The 16,837-nt window shown below is 56.3% G+C and carries 11 protein-coding genes; 3 read left to right on the forward strand and 8 right to left on the reverse strand.

Features of this window, described 5'->3' with window-relative positions:
* Window positions 1–49: 49 nt before the first annotated feature.
* A complete protein-coding gene (locus EGX79_05335; GenBank protein AYX82739.1) occupies window positions 50–1,300 on the forward strand; it encodes a nitrate reductase in 1,251 nt (416 codons plus the stop codon).
* A gap of 91 nt (window positions 1,301–1,391) precedes the next feature.
* On the opposite strand, the gene EGX79_05340 is transcribed toward EGX79_05335, so the two are convergent.
* The 5 genes from EGX79_05340 to lexA all read right to left on the reverse strand — a co-directional run bounded on the left by EGX79_05340 (window position 1,392) and on the right by lexA (window position 6,542).
* Window positions 1,392–1,664, reverse strand: coding sequence for an HPr family phosphocarrier protein (locus EGX79_05340; protein ID AYX81652.1), 273 nt, complete (start codon window positions 1,662–1,664; stop codon window positions 1,392–1,394).
* 140 nt (window positions 1,665–1,804) lie between these two features.
* Window positions 1,805–3,964: a PTS lactose transporter subunit IIC gene (locus EGX79_05345; GenBank protein ID AYX81653.1), complete on the reverse strand. Its 2,160-nt coding sequence runs from the start codon at window positions 3,962–3,964 to the stop codon at window positions 1,805–1,807.
* Window positions 3,965–3,999: 35 nt separating this feature from the next.
* Window positions 4,000–4,971 (reverse strand): 1-phosphofructokinase family hexose kinase, encoded by a 972-nt coding sequence (locus tag EGX79_05350; GenBank protein ID AYX81654.1) that lies wholly within the window; start codon window positions 4,969–4,971, stop codon window positions 4,000–4,002.
* Window positions 4,968–5,747 carry a DeoR/GlpR transcriptional regulator gene (locus tag EGX79_05355; GenBank protein AYX81655.1) on the reverse strand — a complete coding sequence of 260 codons (780 nt, stop codon included), beginning with the start codon at window positions 5,745–5,747 and terminating at the stop codon, window positions 4,968–4,970. The genes EGX79_05350 and EGX79_05355 overlap by 4 nt, the downstream gene beginning before the upstream one ends.
* A 93-nt stretch (window positions 5,748–5,840) precedes the next feature.
* Window positions 5,841–6,542: a transcriptional repressor LexA gene (gene lexA / locus EGX79_05360; GenBank protein AYX81656.1), complete on the reverse strand. Its 702-nt coding sequence runs from the start codon at window positions 6,540–6,542 to the stop codon at window positions 5,841–5,843.
* 865 nt (window positions 6,543–7,407) lie between these two features.
* On the opposite strand from lexA, the gene nrdR reads away from it, so the two are divergent.
* On the forward strand, window positions 7,408–7,890 hold the full coding sequence (gene nrdR / locus EGX79_05365) for a transcriptional repressor NrdR (protein ID AYX81657.1): 483 nt from the start codon (window positions 7,408–7,410) through the stop codon (window positions 7,888–7,890).
* On the opposite strand, the gene hrpA is transcribed toward nrdR, so the two are convergent.
* From hrpA to EGX79_05380, 3 genes are all read right to left on the reverse strand, one after another.
* The gene (hrpA, locus tag EGX79_05370) at window positions 7,887–11,906 is read right to left on the reverse strand and encodes an ATP-dependent RNA helicase HrpA (GenBank protein AYX81658.1); all 4,020 of its coding nucleotides are present in this window, start codon (window positions 11,904–11,906) and stop codon (window positions 7,887–7,889) included. The genes nrdR and hrpA overlap by 4 nt on opposite strands.
* Window positions 11,907–12,000: 94 nt before the next feature.
* Window positions 12,001–12,933 carry a rhodanese-related sulfurtransferase gene (locus EGX79_05375; GenBank protein ID AYX81659.1) on the reverse strand — a complete coding sequence of 311 codons (933 nt, stop codon included), beginning with the start codon at window positions 12,931–12,933 and terminating at the stop codon, window positions 12,001–12,003.
* A gap of 61 nt (window positions 12,934–12,994) precedes the next feature.
* Window positions 12,995–14,497, reverse strand: coding sequence for a DUF1846 domain-containing protein (locus EGX79_05380; protein ID AYX81660.1), 1,503 nt, complete (start codon window positions 14,495–14,497; stop codon window positions 12,995–12,997).
* 216 nt (window positions 14,498–14,713) lie between these two features.
* Here EGX79_05380 and EGX79_05385 point away from each other — a divergent pair, with 216 nt between their 5' ends.
* The gene (locus tag EGX79_05385; GenBank protein AYX81661.1) at window positions 14,714–16,816 is read left to right on the forward strand and encodes an N-acylsphingosine amidohydrolase; all 2,103 of its coding nucleotides are present in this window, start codon (window positions 14,714–14,716) and stop codon (window positions 16,814–16,816) included.
* Window positions 16,817–16,837 lie beyond the last annotated feature (21 nt).

Consider the following 16,837-nt stretch of genomic DNA (forward strand, 5'->3'; position numbering starts at 1 on the left):
AAATCCGCCTGCTGAAAACGCCGAACGTGGCCGTCTTTTCGGTTGGGATATTCACGGTGACGGTCGAAAGATTGCACCGGGAGCCGTGGTGGCTCCCAACGAACGCCTCGATTGGCCTCGCACAATTGGCATTGGCGCACAGCACGTCATTGCCATGTTTGGTGCAACTCTTCTGGTGCCGCTATTGACTGGTTTCCCAGTCAATACCACACTGCTGTTCTCGGGTATCGGCACGATTGTCTTCCTGCTAATCACCCGAAACCGCTTGCCCTCTTACCTGGGCTCGTCGTTTGCCTTCATCGCACCACTGACCGCGACACAGGCGCAGGGTATTGGTGTTCAGCTCGGTGTCGTGCTCTGCGCCGGCATCGCGCTCATGCTCGTTGGCTGCGTTGTAAAGTTCGCCGGCAAGCGTGTCCTCGATGCAGTGATGCCACCTGCAGTAACCGGTGCCATCGTCGCTCTCATCGGACTTAACCTGGCGCCTGCCGCCACGGAGAACTTCGCCACTCAGCCGTTGGTCGCATTTGTCACGATGGCATCCATTGTCTTCGCAACCGTCGCTGGCCGCGGTATGGTCAGCCGTCTGGGTGTCCTTATCGGCGTACTAATCGGCTGGGTCTTCGCCGCTGCCACTGGAAATCTCTCGCCCGAGGCTACAGAAACTGTCGGCAATGCCGCCTGGATTGGTCTGCCCGCATTCCACGCGCCGGAGTTCCACTTCAATGCGATGCTGATTGGTCTGCCCGTCATCGTAGTACTCATCGCAGAGAATGTCGGTCACGTCAAGGCTGTTGCTGCCATGACCGGCCGAAACCTCGATGACATCGCTGGCGATGCTCTTATTGCAGACGGTCTAGCCACCACCATCGCCGGTTCAGCTGGTGGTTCTGGTACCACTACCTACGCTGAAAATATCGGTGTTATGGCCGCTACCCGTGTCTATTCGACCGCAGCTTACTGGGTGGCAGCTTTCACCGCCATTGCACTGGCTTTCATTCCAAAGTTCGGCGCACTCATCTTGACCATTCCTACCGGCGTGCTCGGTGGGGCAACGATGGTGCTCTACGGCCTAATCGGTTTGCTCGGTGTGCGCATCTGGATGGACGAAAAGGTCGACTTCAACAACCCGGTTAATCTCACCGCTGCCGCTACCGCGCTGATCGCGGGTATCGGCAACCTCACCCTCGACACTGGTTCGCTGACGCTGGAGGGTATTGCTTGGGGGTCGGTCGGCATTATTATCGGCTATCCAATTTTGAACTGGCTCTACAACCGCATCGGCGAGAACCGCTCGTAGGCCACCCGTCCAGGGCAGAATCTCGCACGAATGCTTAACGACGGAACCACGTGACCGTTGCCACAATGTTTCGTCGTTAAGCTGATTGCTTTTAATCGCTCAGATCTTGGGCGATGAGTTCGGCGATTTTCTCTACCGCAACCGCGTTGCTACTGGTCACAGTGACTTCATCGCCGAATTCGGCACCGAGTGCCATGAGCATCAACGAGGATGAAGCATCGGCCGGTTCGTTGTCGGGCTCGTCTGAGTCAAGGAGCTCGACCAGAATTTCTTCCTGAAAACGGGAGGCACGCTCAGCGATGACCGTTGCAGGGCGGGCATGAATACCCACCTTGGAGCCGACGTGGACATGTTGAGTAACCATGCGAGCGGCATCCTGCCTTTCTGCTTCTCGATTTCCTCGATGCCATTTCTGAGCTTAATAGGTTGCCCGGATGGGTTGGGGAATGTTTGCTGAAAATCGTAGAAATGCTCGTTGGGATAAACCAGCCGGTGCGGTAAAAACTACGCTTCCGCTGAAACGTCCGCTTCTAGGTTTTGATTATCGGTGCTGACTTGCCGCGGCCACAGGCTTTTAGCTGCCACAACGAGAATTGCTGCCACTATGCTGCCCAAGACGATTGCAGTAAGCCATGCGACAGGGTTGTCGATTGCAAACAGCACAAAAATACCTCCGTGCGGAACACGTGTGGCCGCACCCAAAGCCATTGAGGTGCCACCGGTGACGGCACCGCCAATCACAATCGGCGGAATCACACGTAGCGGATCTGCGGCGGCGAAGGGAATTACTCCCTCTGAAATGAAGGCCGCACCGAGCACCCAGCCCGCTTTGCCGTTTTGACGCTCCGCCGAACTGAACAGCTTTGGTCGGAGCACAACTGCCAGAGATGTAGCCAATGGAGGTACCATGCCCGCCGCCATCACAGCGGCCATGACCTTCCATGATGCGGGATCTGCTGAGGCGATGTTTGCGACGGCAAAAAGATAAGCAGCCTTGTTGATCATTCCGCCCATATCCACGCACATCATTGCGCCGAGAAGACCACCGAACAGGAACGCCGCCGTCGTATCCAGTGATTGCAGCCACTGCTGCAGAGCCGTCATCAGCCAAGCCAGCGGCATCCCGAGCAGCAGGTACATGGTGAGCCCAACGGCCATAGCTCCGAGCATAGGAATCACGACAACCGGCATCAGCGGTCGCAGCCAGTCCGGGACTTTCATCCTCAACAGTAGGGCTACAACTAGTCCCGCCAGGATGCCTGTCACCAGGCCCCCAAGGAAGCCGGCGCCAACCGTGACCGCGATGGCACCGCCAATAAAGCCTGGTGCAATGCCGGCTCTGCCAGCCATGCCAAAGGCGATATAAGCACTCATTACAGCCACAATGACCTGCATGCCGTGGTTGCCAATGGCAAAAAGCGCCGAGCCGAGATACAGCCACAGCCCACTACGATCAATTAGCACGGTGCCGAGATCTTTTGTCGGCACAGCAATCGGGGCATCGAGTCCGATAATCTCCGGCAGCCGCAAATCCCTAGTCACGGCGTCAGCTACTACACCAACCTGATGACCGCCGACGAGGAATCCCAGCGCAATCAACAACCCCGATGCGGCCACGAACGGCACCATATAGCTGACACCGGTCATAATGGCATCACGAACCCAGTGTCCGAAGGCTTTGTCACCGCCTAAGGATGATTTATGTGCCCCCACCTTGGTAGTTGCTTGTACCCTCTCAGATGAAGGGTCCGCGCCGGTAGTACCGGTTTGCGGACCGGCCTCCTTGTCGTGGTCATCCTTAGGTTGCGGCGCCTTTCGGTCGTAGGCGCGAACCCGTGATTGTTCTGCTTTTGCCTTCGCTTGTTCAATAACCGCAGTAGGTTCATTGACTGCCTTACGAATTGGCACTTTGACCTGTGGTTTATCGCTGAAGCGCTTAAGCCCCGTAACCCCAATATCGGCTGCGATTACTAGCACGTCGGCCCGGGCAATTGCCTCTGCGGGGGCTTCCTGGGTTCCTGCCGAGCCCTGCGTCTCTACAGTTAGTGTGACATCAGACATGCTTTCTGCCGCGCCAGTAAGCGCTTCGGCTGCCAAATAAGTGTGTGCGATGCCCGTGGGGCAGGCCGTGATGGCGACGATATTGGTCTTCGCCGGAGGTTTTTTCGCTTTCCGACGAGGCGCTTTGGTGACGTGCTCGCTAATGATCCGGGCAGTCTCTTCATCGCTTTCAGCACCGCGAAGAGCTGCGCGAAACCCCTTATCGCGAAGTGCTTTTGCGAGTGCGGCCAGAATATCGACGTGGACATCGCTGTTACTAGATGGGACACCAATGAAAAAGAGCAGGTCCGCCGGCCCATCTGGTGTGGTGAATTCTGTAGCGCTGGTTAAGCGGGCAAACATCAGGGTCGGCTTCGACCAGTCCTCATGGCGGCAGTGGGGGATGGCTATCCCTCCCGACAGACCTGTCGGGGCCTTCTCTTCGCGTTCGAGGGCTGCTGCGACGATGCCGTTGCTGTCGGTGGCGCGGCCGGTCTCTACAGCTTTAGCGATGAGATAGTTAAGGATCTTCTCCTTTTGCGGACCGATATCTAGGTCAAGGAACACTGTCGACTCATCGGCTAGGTCTGATGCAATAGCGGAAAAATCTGCCGAAGAAGACATGGTTTTCTAATGCTCCTTATCTAGGCATCGAAAAGCTAAGTGTCGAGCTGCCATAACCGGCCGGCCTCGGGGTGAACCTGTTCTGGATAGGGGATGGTCGTACCGGGAAGACTGGTTGCCGCCGCCCCATAAGCTACGGCGGTGGTTAGTGCATCTTGGTAGCTATCACCGCGTTCGCGGGACATAACGTAGCCGGCCAAAGCACAGTCTCCAGCACCGACCGTCGACTGAGCGACTATCGAGGGGGAGGTAGCAGCGAAACAACCGCCTGACTTCACTGAAAGCACCGCCCCTGCTTCGCCGAGAGTGGCCAGGACTTCGGAAACGCCAAGCTCGTTCAGCGCACGAGCAGCCTGCGCTACGGGAAGATAGTTCCCTTCGGCTGCAGCGGCCTCAAGTTCTTCGCCGTCCTGATCAATGATTTGACCAAGTTCGTAGGCGTTCGGCTTCATCAAAAAAGGTCGCACCTTTGGAAATGCGCGAACGACCTCAGTCAGTGGGCCGTCGCTCGTATCCATAGCAACACGAATATTCGGGTTGACCGAATACACCGCCTCGGTGCATTGAACGTAAAAATCCCTGGGGACACCAGGGGGCAATGAACCTGCGAAAACTACCCACGTGGCGTGTTTAGCATGGTGGATAAGTTTCTCCAGGACACGCCTACGGTGCGCTTTCGTCAATGTCATGCCAGGGGAATTGAGCTTGGTGGTCGTCCCATCTGGCTCTGCGAGTGTGAGATTAACGCGGGCTTCGTTAGTCGTGTTGATGGCTTCATGGGGTATGCCAGAGACTTCCAACAGGCGCGTGAATTTTCCGGAGTCCGATGCCGGGTAGAGCGCGAGCGTCTTTTCTCCGGCGTAGTGCAACGCCTTGGACACATTAATTCCCTTGCCACCAGCCATGTCCTCAGCCATTGGTAGGCGGAACACGCCACCTCGCTTGAGCTCCGTATCGAGTCGAGCAAGTCGATCGATTGACGGATTTACAGTCAAGGTCAGGATCATGAAGCAACCACAACCTCGACACCTTGCTCCCTGAGATCGTTGACGAACTGTTCCGGGGCAGAGGAATCTGTAATCACGACGTCGATATCTTCCAATGCTGCAAAGCTGACGAGAAAGTCGCGGCCAAGTTTCGTCGAGTCCGCCATAACGATGACCTTGCGCGCATTCGTAATCATCGCGCGCTTTACCGCCGCTTCCTGCGGATCAGCAGTAGAAAGACCGTGGTCAATTGTCAAGGCATTAGAACCAATGAAAGCGACATCGGCACGCATAACCGCGAGAGTGCGGAGTGCCGTATCGCCAGCAACCGCCTGAGTAATGACGCGAACTTGGCCGCCAAGGAGTTGAAGCTCAATGCGGTTCGATCCTGCGAGTGTGATGGCGTTGGGAAGAGAGTTTGTGACAACCGACCAACGGCGGTTATCAGGGGAGTGGACCATCAGCTCTGCAAGAGCCTCGGTGGTAGTTCCAGCATCGAGAAAAATTCCACCACCAGAGTCAGGCAGAAAATCCGCAGCACAGCGGGCAATAGAGAGCTTCGCGTCCTTTTGCGCGTTCTTTCGAGCGGCAACTGAAAACTCAACAGTCTGAAAAGAACGAGTAGCCACAGCGCCACCGTGTACGCGGTGAACTGCGCCCTCTGCATCCAACTGAGCTAGGTCACGGCGAATCGTCTCTGCTGTGACATCGAAAGCTTCCGCAAGATCAGCGACCGTCACGCGCCCTTCGACTGCTGTCAAAGACGCAATCTTCCGGCGGCGTTCCTCTGCGTACATTCCCCGCTCCTTAGCTGTTAAGAAATTTCAGCTTTACTATCTGTTCCCAGTATGCCCGTTTATGTCTGTTTCGGGCAACGAAAATGTGGGAAATTAGAGGCTGCGTAGGACGCTGACAATCTTGCCGAGGATTTTGGCGTGCTCCGCGGGGAGTGGGTCAAAGGCGCGATTATGGGGCATGAGCCACTTGCCAGCAGCGTCTTCGTGCCATTCCTTGACTGTTGCTTCATCTTCAAACAGGGCTGCAACGAAATCTCCCTGTTCGACCACGTCTTGGGAACGGACTACCACCCAGTCTCCGTCGAGAATGCCCGCGTCAACCATGGAATCACCCACGACCTTGAGTAGGTATAGCTGACCAGAGCCCGTAATCTCCATCGGAAGTGCCATGTGACTTTCCACATGCTGCTCCGCCAAAATAGGGTTGCCAGCCGCAATCTGTCCAACGATAGGAACGAAGATTGGCTCTGGCATGTCCTCTGGCATCTCGGGAGTTTGGGTGGTGCCAGTAGCCTTTGGCCCAGGCTTTACCGGAGTGAAAGTGCCAGCGGAGGACTTCGAATCCCTTACGTTTACCGCGCGGGGTTTGTGTGGGTCGCGGCGGAGAAAGCCCTTCTTCTCCAACTCCTTGAGTTGGTATGCCACCGACGAGGTGGAATTCAAGCCCACAGCATCCCCAATTTCTCGAATGCTCGGTGGGTATCCGCGAAGTACGACGGCATCCGAAATGACGTCAAGAATCCGACGCTGCCGATCGGTGAGTGTTTTAGGGTTAGCTTTCTTCTTTTGAGCCATGGAACATCCCTTCTCAAACTCTTTCGAATGAATCATAACTCAAAACTGTTCGAATCGTCGAGCATCGAACACTGTGCGCCCTTGAATTCTTTAGAAAACGTGTACATTATCCGTGCTCGGAGGCGGTGATGATGTCGAAAATCGAAAATAAATCCGGATAGCAGTAGACAATATTCGAACATGGTGTTATAAATCGAACATGACAAGTTACTCGAACAGTCGTTTGATGAAAGGGTCTAGACGGATTCTCCGCATCCGCCCTTGGACATAGTCTCCACAGCGTCGGGAAACGGTCGTACAACTCTTATTCTCTCCAGGCCGGCAACGGTGGGAGAGTCAACGTTGGAAAGGGAGAAAACATGATGTCTACGGTTTCAACCGCACTTGGTGTTAGCAGCACATCTGATATTGACTTTTCTCAAGTTTCCGAGCTCCCTGCTCGGACGACACGGAAAGCCCCGTTGGTGTGGGGTGAACGTAGTGCGTCTTGCACACAGCACATCGTTCGGCCCGGTCAGCGTGCACGTATTGCACAGCGCAATCGAAATGGGGCTTCATCGGCGCGAATGCGGAGGGACAGGTCGCGGCCCAGTCATGTCTCGGTCAACTACGGGCGTCCGTCTCTATCCGTTAGCAGGGCGCAGCAGTCCAATCGTAGTGATGTATCCGCAGGCACTAACCTGACTCGCCTGATGGCGGTATGGGCTCTAGGGCTTGGTGCTTTCTTCGGAGTTTTCGGCAGCATGGTCTTTGAACAGGGACAAAGTGAGGCGGTCGAAAGCACCTTTACGTCTACGTACGCTTCCTACTCCGCGCAATAATCATTCCAGTTTCCGGTGTTGGGGTGGGACGTAGACTGGAGACCGTGTATTGCCAGTTTTGTCATCATGATCAGACACGAGTCTTGGACTCACGGTTGATAGATAACGGTATGGGGATTCGTCGCCGAAGGGAATGCCTGAATTGCGGCAAACGTTTTTCTACGATTGAACGCTCGCAGCTGATGGTCGTTAAACGGGATGGAATCCCTGAGGAATTCAACCGCGAAAAGGTTATCCAGGGTGTTCGACGTGCGTGCCAGGGGCGCGAAGTATCAGAGTCTCAGCTGAAGAAACTTGCACAAAAAGTGGAGGAGAGCCTCCGCGAGAAAGGCACGCCCCGGGTGGACTCAAACGATATCGGCCTTGCCATCCTTGAGCCGCTCAAAGAACTGGACGAAGTTGGCTATCTCCGCTTCGCTTCGGTGTACAAGTCCTTTTCCTCCGCGGACGATTTCGCGCAAGAGATTGCCAGCATGCGCAAGGGGAAAGGACCGCAGGCTAATGGCAACGAGGTTAAAAAGAACTAACGCAGTTTATCCACACGTTTCTTTATTCGAGTCAGGGATACGCTCTGGGCGGTACCCAGCCGTTGTGCGAAAAGGCTGACGCGCAGCTCTTGAATGAGCCACTGAATATCCCGTACCTCCGCGGAATTCGAACGTGCCTTAGGCAGCTGCTGAAGCTTTGCCGCCAAGTATTCGCGGGCCTCAGTCACCTCATCTTCACGTTCGGCATCACGGTCCGGGTCACGGTTCATTTCCTCAAGCCGAATCTCCATCGCTTGGAGATAACGTGGCAAATGTCGTAGGTGCTGCCAACCGTGCCTTGCCACAGCGCCCTTAGGGAACATGAACTCCAGCTGGCGACGCATATCGTCAATAGCATCGCCTTCCCACTTGTTTAGCTGATTTACCACCGAGACATAACGAGGCATTGCCTGGGCAACGCCGACGACCAATTGGCGCACCTCTGAGGCGACTCCAGAACGAACGTGTTCGAGTAGTTTGTCGAATTCCTTCGGATCGCGGACCGGGCCGCCGGCAGCCATCATACGGTCGCGAATCACTGCGACACGGCAGTCCTCGACAAGCCCATCGGCGCCCCCATGTGGCCATGCGTCCACGCCAACACGTTGCTGGAGTGGAAGCCCCTTAGTCATTTGTGCACCATTTACTGGGCAATCCCGCAATAGCATTGTCAAGTTTGTGGTCGCCAACGTCGCCTCAGCCTGAGCCTTAGTTGGTTTGACCTCAATGGCCACGCCATCCTTGGTGGTCACCAGCGTCGGATACATCGTGACGGACTGACCGTCGACATTACTTTTGACCGTTAATGAGACGGCGCCCAAGTTCTCTGAAGTCCACTTTTTCACAGCTTCGCGTGCTGCAGACTTCGAACGTTTCGACACAGCAGTTGAGACCGTCGAGGCATGCTTGTCTCGAAGCGCAGCAAGATCTCGGCTCTGATCGACGATCTTTCCATGGCGGTCGACCACTGCGTAGTTAAAGCGCAAGTGTGCTGGCAGCTTCGAAGGGGCAAAGTCTGCACCATTGATGCCCGAGCCTCCGAGTCGTCGTAAAGCATCGGCAAAAACATCGACGAAGCGGCCTGAGTACGGAGTCATCGTCTCCAGCGCGCGGCGTGCGAAATCCGGGGCGGGGACAACGGACTTCCGCAGTGCCTTCGGCAGAGTGCGAATGTAGGCTTCCGCGAGCTCAGCGCGAAGACCTGGTACCTGCCAGTCGAAGCCATCTTCACGCAGACCTGCAAGAAGAGGCACGGGGACACGGAGAGTCACACCGTCATCAGGGGCGCCCGGTTCGAATTTATAGGACAGAGAGAAATCGACCGAGCCCTGCTGCCACATTTCGGGGAAGGCGTTGTCGTCGATGTCGCCGGCTTCGGGGTTGAGCAGCTTATTGGGATCAAAGTCCAGTAGATTTGGCTGCTTGGGCTTAGTTTTCTTCCACCAGCGGTCAAAATTGGTGGCCGTGGTGATAGAGGCGGGCAGCTTGGAGTCGTAGAACGCGTAGAGCACGTCGTCATCGACGACAATGCCGCGGGAACGCTGCTTTTCCTCGATCTTCTCGGCTTCGGCAAGTTTGTCTTGATTGTTCTTAAAGAACTCGTGATGTGTGTTCCATTCGCCGTCGACAAGCGCAGAGCGAATGAAGATCGAGCGGGCGGCGTCGGCATTGACTCGGTGATAAGGCATCAAACGGTCAACCACCACGGGCACGCCGTAGAGCGTCGACTTCTGGTAAGCCATCGCTGCACCGCGCTTAGTAGACCAGTGAGGCTTTGAGTACTGGTGCTTGAGCAGATGAGGGGCTACCTTCTCTAGCCACTGCGGCTGAATCGTGCCGACGTTGCGCGCAAAAGTGCGCGAGGTCTCGACGATTTCCGCAGCCATCACCCAGCGAGGCGGCTTCTTTGCCAACGCGGACGAGGGGTGAATGAGGAACTTAGTGTTGCGGGTGCCAGTAAATTCCTTGCCCTCGCCCTCGCGCGTACCAATCATCGATAACAGACCCGGTAACAGTGACTTTGCCACCTCGTCGGGATTGTCGACACCGTTGGTTGAGCTGCGGGCCGAAAGATGCCAGCCCAGCTCGGCCGTTGCCTGGTGGAGCTGACGCACCAAGTCCTGCCACTCGCGAACGCGCAGATAGTGGAGGTACTCGCGCTTGCACATCTTGCGGAATTGGTTACCGCTAAGCTCGCGACGCTTTTCCTCCAGGTACTCCCAGAGCTTCAGTAGGGAGTTGAAGTCGCTGGTGGTGTCCTTAAAACGGGCATGTAGCTGATCTGCCTGAGCTTGGAACTCCAGTGGACGTTCGCGAACATCCTGCAGAGACAAAGCGGCGACAATGACGGTTACCGCCCCAAGAGTGGTGTTCTCGTACCCTTCGACCAGCATGCGGGCAAGACGCGGGTCGACTGGGATACGGGCAATTTGTCGGCCGATGTCCGTCAGCTCGGGGGCATCAGACCCCGACGTGGTGGTAATAGCCTGAAGCTCTGTGAGCAGGTTAATGCCATCGCGGATTGCTTTGTGCTCTGGTGGCTGGACAAAGGGGAAGTCCTCAATCGCGCCAAGCCGCAGTGAAATCATTTGCAGTACAACCGAAGCGAGATTGGTGCGCAGAATCTCCGGATCCGTAAACTCGGGGCGCGAGAGAAAATCCTCTTCGCTGTAGAGACGAATCGCCACACCATCAGCTACACGGCCACAGCGTCCAGAGCGCTGATTCGCAGATGCCTGGCTGATGTCCTCAACTGGCAGGCGCTGCACCTTCGTGCGGGTGGAGTAGCGGGAAATGCGTGCGGTACCAGTATCGACGACATACTCGATACCAGGGACCGTCAGCGACGTTTCCGCAATGTTGGTCGCCAGCACAATGCGACGCCCGGAATGCGGAGTGAAGATCAGATGCTGCTCTGCATTAGATAGCCGACCGAATAGTGGAACGGCTTCTACACCTTTCCAGTGTTTGCCCTCGATGGCTTCGGCAGCTTCTCGGATCTCTCGCTCACCCGAAAAGAACACCAGGATATCGCCGCCGCCAAGCCGCATCAGCTCTTCACACGCAGCGATAACACCATCGATCTGCTCGATGGCGACTTCCTTTTCCTGCCCATTCTTCGCAACAACGGTCCGCACCAGCGGGCGATAGCGGATTTCCACCGGGTAGGTGCGCCCTGACACCTCGATGATGGGCGCAGGGTGCTCGTCGTCAGGCGCGAAATGACGAGCGAACCGTTCCGGATCAATCGTCGCGGAAGTGATAATGATTTTCAGATCTGGACGCTGCGGCAGAATATGCTTTAAATATCCCAGCAGGAAGTCGATGTTGAGGCTGCGCTCGTGCGCCTCATCGATGATGATGGTGTCGTACTCGCGCAGCAGCCGGTCGCGGCCAATTTCGGCCAGCAGGATACCGTCGGTCATCAGTTTGATGCAGGTATCCTTGCCCACGCGATCGTCAAAACGCACTGCATAGCCGACGTGCTGTCCAATCTTTTCGCCCAGCTCATGAGCGATGCGCTCCGCGACGGAACGCGCCGCAATACGACGTGGCTGAGTGTGACCAATCTTGCCCCGCACGCCGCGTCCCAGTTCGAGGCATATCTTCGGGATCTGCGTAGTCTTACCAGAGCCAGTCTCACCAGCAATAATGACGACCTGGTTGTTTTCAATTGCCTCTGCAATGTCGTCGCGGCGCGCGGACACCGGCAACTGGGCAGGGTAGGTGATGCGAGGAATCGCTTTACGACGATCTTCTAACCGCTCCAGCGCAAAGTCGAGGTCTGCAGAGATTGCAGACAGCGCCTTCGGCGCGGATGCTCGCTTTAGCCGGCGTCGGAAGGACTGAGCCTCCCGAATCGGCAATTGATCAGCGAGCTGGTAGAGCTCCTTTTTACGCGTGTCCTTAGCAGGTTTGCCAGAGCGCTGTGGCCTGGCGGAATTGCGGTGGCCGGAGTGGTGGTTTCCCGACTGGGCACGTGGAGCTGGTTTATCAGAACGGCTAGGAGTACTCATGGTTGCCTACTAGATTAGCCGCGTCTGGGGAGACAACCCACATCTGTGCTGATTAAGAGGTGCTCGAGATAGTCCGATGGCAGCAGGGAGCGTCCTACTTTGCGGCTGCTAGCTCTTCGGCAACTTCCTTGCAGTCCTCGCGCCCACAGTGCTGTGTCTCGGTGTGCTCCCAGCAATCATCGCAAATAAGCACCTGACGACGGCAGGTATCTTCGTTGATGCAGTTCTGGAAGGTGTTTGTGGGCTTGCCGCAGTGGACGCAGTGCCCGAGCTGTACGTAGTCCTCGTCTTCGATGCCATCGCCAAACTCCATATGCATGCGCTTGTCGAAGACATATAGGGAGCCTTCCCACAGCCCCTTATTGCCAAACTTTTCGCCGTAGCGCACAATACCGCCGTCGATTTGGTAGACCTCTTCGAAACCGCGGTTCTTCATAAGTGCGGAGAGGATCTCGCAGCGGATGCCGCCGGTGCAGTAGGAGATAACCGGCTTGTCCTTCATCCAGTCGTACTTACCGGATTCCAGTTCGTCGATGAAGTCGTGCGTGGTCTTTACGTCCGGGACGACAGCGTTTTTAAACTTGCCAATCTCGGCTTCCATTGCGTTGCGGCCATCGAAGAAGATGACATCGTCGCCGCGTTCCTCGACCAGTTTATTGACCTCTTCCGGCTTCAAATGTGTGCCGCCGCCAATGACACCATCGACATCGACTTTCAGCTCACCCGGAGCACCGAAAGCGACGATTTCGTCGCGAACCCTGACGGAGAGTTTTGGAAAGTCATCAGCGCCGCCTTCGCTCCACTTGAACTGCATGGAGTGAAAAGCGGGGTACTGCTTGGTTTTCTTGATGTACTTCTTGCAGGCATCGAGATCACCGCCGACGGTGCCATTGATGCCGTGCTCGGACACCAGAATGCGGCCCTTGAGCCCTAACGACTCGCAAAGATCGCGCTGCCATAGCATGATGGCACGCGGATCGGACAGTGGGGCGAACTGGTAGTACAGAAGAATCTTGCTGATGCTCACGGGGACTATTCTAGTCTGCTCTCTCAGTTATCCTATTTTCGGCGTGAGCTGCTGGTATGGCTTAGTGCTTCTGATAGAGAGCCTTCTTCTGGTACTTAGGCTCCGAAGTCACTAGCACACCGAGGTTGCGGAAAATTGTTTCGTCCACGCTGCCCAGAATGGTGGTGGTGTGGACATCGCAGTTTCGAAGGTTCTTCAGCTCGGCGAGGGCTGCGCGGGCATCGTCGCTGGTGGCCGCCGACACGGAAAGGGCGATAAGAACCTCGTCGGTATGTAAGCGGGGGTTGCGGCTGCCCAGGTGATGCGTCTTAAGCGTTTGAATTGGCTCAATGGCAGCTGGGGAGAGCAAGTGCAAGTCCGGGTCGATATTGGCGAGCTTCTTGAGAGCGTTGAGGAGCATTGCTGCTGAGCATCCGAGTAGTTCAGAAGTCTTGCCCGTGATGATTGTGCCGTCGTGCAATTCGATTGCGCTACCCGGTGCCCCGGTAGATTTCTCAACTTCAAGTGCTGGTGCGACGACTCGGCGGGCGGCTGTCGACACGTTGGCCTTGCTCATAATCATGGCAATGCGCTGTGAGACTTCGTCGTCTGCGCTGTTCTTGTGTTCGTCGACAAGAGCCTTGTAGTAACGGCGAACGATTTCCTGGTTGGATGCCTCTCGGCACACTTCGTCATCGTCGATACAGTAACCGGCCATATTGACGCCCATGTCGGTCGGTGACTTGTACGGCGACTCGCCCGCGAGCTTCTCCAACAGAGTGCGCAGCAGTGGGAAGACCTCGACATCACGGTTATAGCTGGTGACCTTGGTGTCATAGGCGGCCAAATGAAAAGGGTCGATGAGATTGATGTCATCGAGATCAGCTGTTGCCGCCTCGTAGGCCAGATTTACCGGGTGTTCGAGTGCCAGGTTCCAGATAGGGAAGGTCTCAAACTTTGCGTAACCGGAACGAATTCCGTGTTTGTGATCGTGATAAATCTGCGATAGACAGGTCGCCAGCTTTCCAGAGCCCGGGCCCGGCGCTGTAACAACGACCAAGTCCCGCGACGTTTGCGCCCATTCATTCAGCCCGAAGCCGGCTTCACTGACAATTTTCTCCGTGTTTGTCGGGTAGCCCTCGATATTGCGATGGCGGATTACGCTCAATCCGAGTCGCTGCAGGCGCTCAATGAAGTTCTTTGCCAGGGTGTTGTCGTCGGAAAGCTGCGTGACGACGACGCTGTCGACTAGAAACCCGCGTTCACGAAAGACATCGACGAGGCGCAGCACATCGTCTTCGTAAGTGATGTCGAGGTCAGCGCGGACCTTGTGGCGCTCCAAATCCTTGGCATTGATGCACACCATGATTTCCAGATCGTCTTTGAGGCGATCGAGCATAGCGATTTTATTGTCAGGCGTGAAGCCGGGGAGCACGCGCGAGGCATGCATGTCATCAAATAGCTTGCCGCCCATTTCGAGATAGAGCTTGCCGCCTTCACCTGCGATGTCTGCGCGCCGCTTCTTAATATGAGCGGATTGCATTTCGATGTACTTTTCGCGGTTAAAACCGACAGCCTGAGCCATGGTGCCCTTTCTGAAGTTGTGTCTGCGAGGAGCGCGCTAAAGCTTGCGAAATTCTACTGTGTCCATGGTAGTGATACTGCCTTGCGAATGTCGTATCGGTTACTGCTGTCGCGGGGGGAATTTTGGGAACTTTGGCTTATTAGGCCACGCGTAGGGGATTGTCTGATTAAAGTCCAACATATTGATATTCAAAAAGAAATATGAAGAGGATGTGACATGCTCGATCCCCAGATGGCATCATCGTCGAATTCGGCAGAACCAACCGCACGCGCCCCGTACCAAGTGGGCAGGCGAGGCTTCCTCGTCGGAGCAACTGCCGTGTCAGCTGCGAGTATGATGCCTGCCGTAAATGGTGCATCAAAGGCAAACGCCGCTCCTGCAAACGGGGCTTCTGCCGCCGCGGGGAATTCGACCACCACTTTGAATGTCGGTCGAGGAATGGCTGACATGACAGGCGAGCCACTCGGCGCTGGCATGAACGGGTATGCGGTCATGGACCAGACCACCTCGGGTCTGCGTCTTCGCCAGATGGCGCGTGCATTCATCTTCGGTGATGACAACGACAACCGTGTCGTCCACGTCACCGCAGATATGGGGCTCATGTTCCAGTCCATCCAGATGGAAGTTCTGCGGCGACTGCGAGCTCTCTTCGGAGACCTCTACCACGAGGGCAACGTGCTTATCTGCGCATCTCATACGCATGTCGCGCCGGGTGGTACATCGGGCCATCTTATGGTCGACCTGACTACTCTCGGTTTCCGTCCCGTCACTTTCGAAGCTGTGGTCGTCGGTGTGGTCAAGGCTATTGAACGTGCACACGCTGATTACCAGCCGTCGACTATCCACCTGACCAAGGGGATTGCCAAGGATGCGGGTGTTAACCGCTCCCTGGAGGCATTCAGGCGTAACCCCGAGGAAGAACAGCGTCTTTTCCCCGACGGAGTCAACCCGGAAAGCCATACACTGCACGTGAGTCGCGGTGGTCGCGAAGTCGGATTCATTAACTGGTATGGAATTCATCCGACCACCTTCGGCCCCGAGCACACCATCATCGACGGCGACAACAAGGGCTATGCAGCATGGAAGGTTGAGGTCGACCGCGGGGTTACCCACCGTGAGCCGGCCGATGCCCCCTTTGTCGCCGCATTTACCATGTCGTGCCCGGGTGACATCAGCCCGAACATGGGGCTCGTGCCAAATTCGGGTCCCGGCAACGGAGACGAAGCAGAGTCCGCCCGCATTCTCGGTCAGCGTCAGATTGACGCTACCCAGGGTCAGACCATTGCACTGCCAGGAGGCGGAATCTCTACCGTCCACAAGTGGGTCAACCTCGGCGATGTCGACATTGACGGCCAATTCACGCCCGACGGCCAGCCGCACCGCACTGGACCTGCAATCCTCGGTGCGGCCTTCGCAGCCAGTAGCCAGGAGGACGGCGGCGGCGAACCAGCCCTAGGTTTCAACGAGGGCCAGCGTGGAGGCACACCGTGGGTACGTCAGCTCAATAACGTCGTACTCCCGAAAAATATCGGGGAGATTCAGGGCGAGAAAGAGTGCCTGCTGCCAGTGGGCTACATCGATGGTCTTCTCCAGCAGACCCATATGTTCTCCATCACCCGCATCGGTGGCTTCACCTTGATCACCAACGGCCTTGAACCCACCACGATGTCGGGTTACCGCATGCGTCAGCACGTCGCCGAAGTCCTCGGCGTTCCAATCGACACTGTCATCTGCCAGGGCTACACCAACAGCTATGGACACTACGTCGTTACCCCAGAGGAATACGATCAGCAGGACTACGAGGGCGGCGCGACGGCTTTCGGCAAGTACACGCTCAGTGCGATGATCTCCATCTATCACGATCTCGCCCACGCGCTTGCCGACGGCATGGCTGTCGACCCGGGTAGTGCTGCAGGTGATCTCACTGGCATCATCCCGCCGTCGCCAGCAGGAGGAAAGATTATCGATTCCGCACCAATGGGCAAGAATTTTGGTGACGTGCTCGAATCGACTGCAAGCGTCACGGTAGGGCAGAAGGCCGTTGCCCAATTCGTCGCGGCAAATCCGAATAACGACTTGCGACTGGAAGACGGCTACCTACTCATCAAGAATGACCGCGGTGAGATCGTTTCTGACGACTGGGACCAGGCAACTGTCATTGAATTTGCCAAGGACGGTAATTACACCACCGCCAAGGTCACTTGGGAGACCGGAGGAGTCGCGCCGGGCAAGTATGACATCATCGTGCGTGGTAGCGCGTTGGGTGCCGGTGATTCGCTGAACGAGTTCGAGGGAGTCGCCGCGGTGGAGCTCGTGTAAGAACGTCCAATTAAATACGTC

Origin of the sequence: Corynebacterium jeikeium (assembly GCA_003955985.1) — a bacterium.
In the GTDB taxonomy this organism is placed as follows: Bacteria; Actinomycetota; Actinomycetes; order Mycobacteriales; family Mycobacteriaceae; genus Corynebacterium; species Corynebacterium jeikeium_D.

Bases quoted from the DNA above. Each gene is read 5' to 3' on its own strand.
- EGX79_05340 (AYX81652.1), bottom strand. From the start codon at position 1,664: ATGGTTACTCAACATGTCCACGTCGGCTCCAAGGTGGGTATTCATGCC.
- EGX79_05345 (AYX81653.1), bottom strand. From the start codon at position 3,964: ATGTCTTCTTCGGCAGATTTTTCCGCTATTGCATCAGACCTAGCCGAT.
- EGX79_05350 (AYX81654.1), bottom strand. From the start codon at position 4,971: ATGATCCTGACCTTGACTGTAAATCCGTCAATCGATCGACTTGCTCGA.
- EGX79_05355 (AYX81655.1), bottom strand. From the start codon at position 5,747: ATGTACGCAGAGGAACGCCGCCGGAAGATTGCGTCTTTGACAGCAGTC.
- lexA (AYX81656.1), bottom strand. From the start codon at position 6,542: ATGGCTCAAAAGAAGAAAGCTAACCCTAAAACACTCACCGATCGGCAG.
- hrpA (AYX81658.1), bottom strand. From the start codon at position 11,906: ATGAGTACTCCTAGCCGTTCTGATAAACCAGCTCCACGTGCCCAGTCG.
- EGX79_05380 (AYX81660.1), bottom strand. From the start codon at position 14,497: ATGGCTCAGGCTGTCGGTTTTAACCGCGAAAAGTACATCGAAATGCAA.
- EGX79_05385 (AYX81661.1), top strand. From the start codon at position 14,714: ATGCTCGATCCCCAGATGGCATCATCGTCGAATTCGGCAGAACCAACC.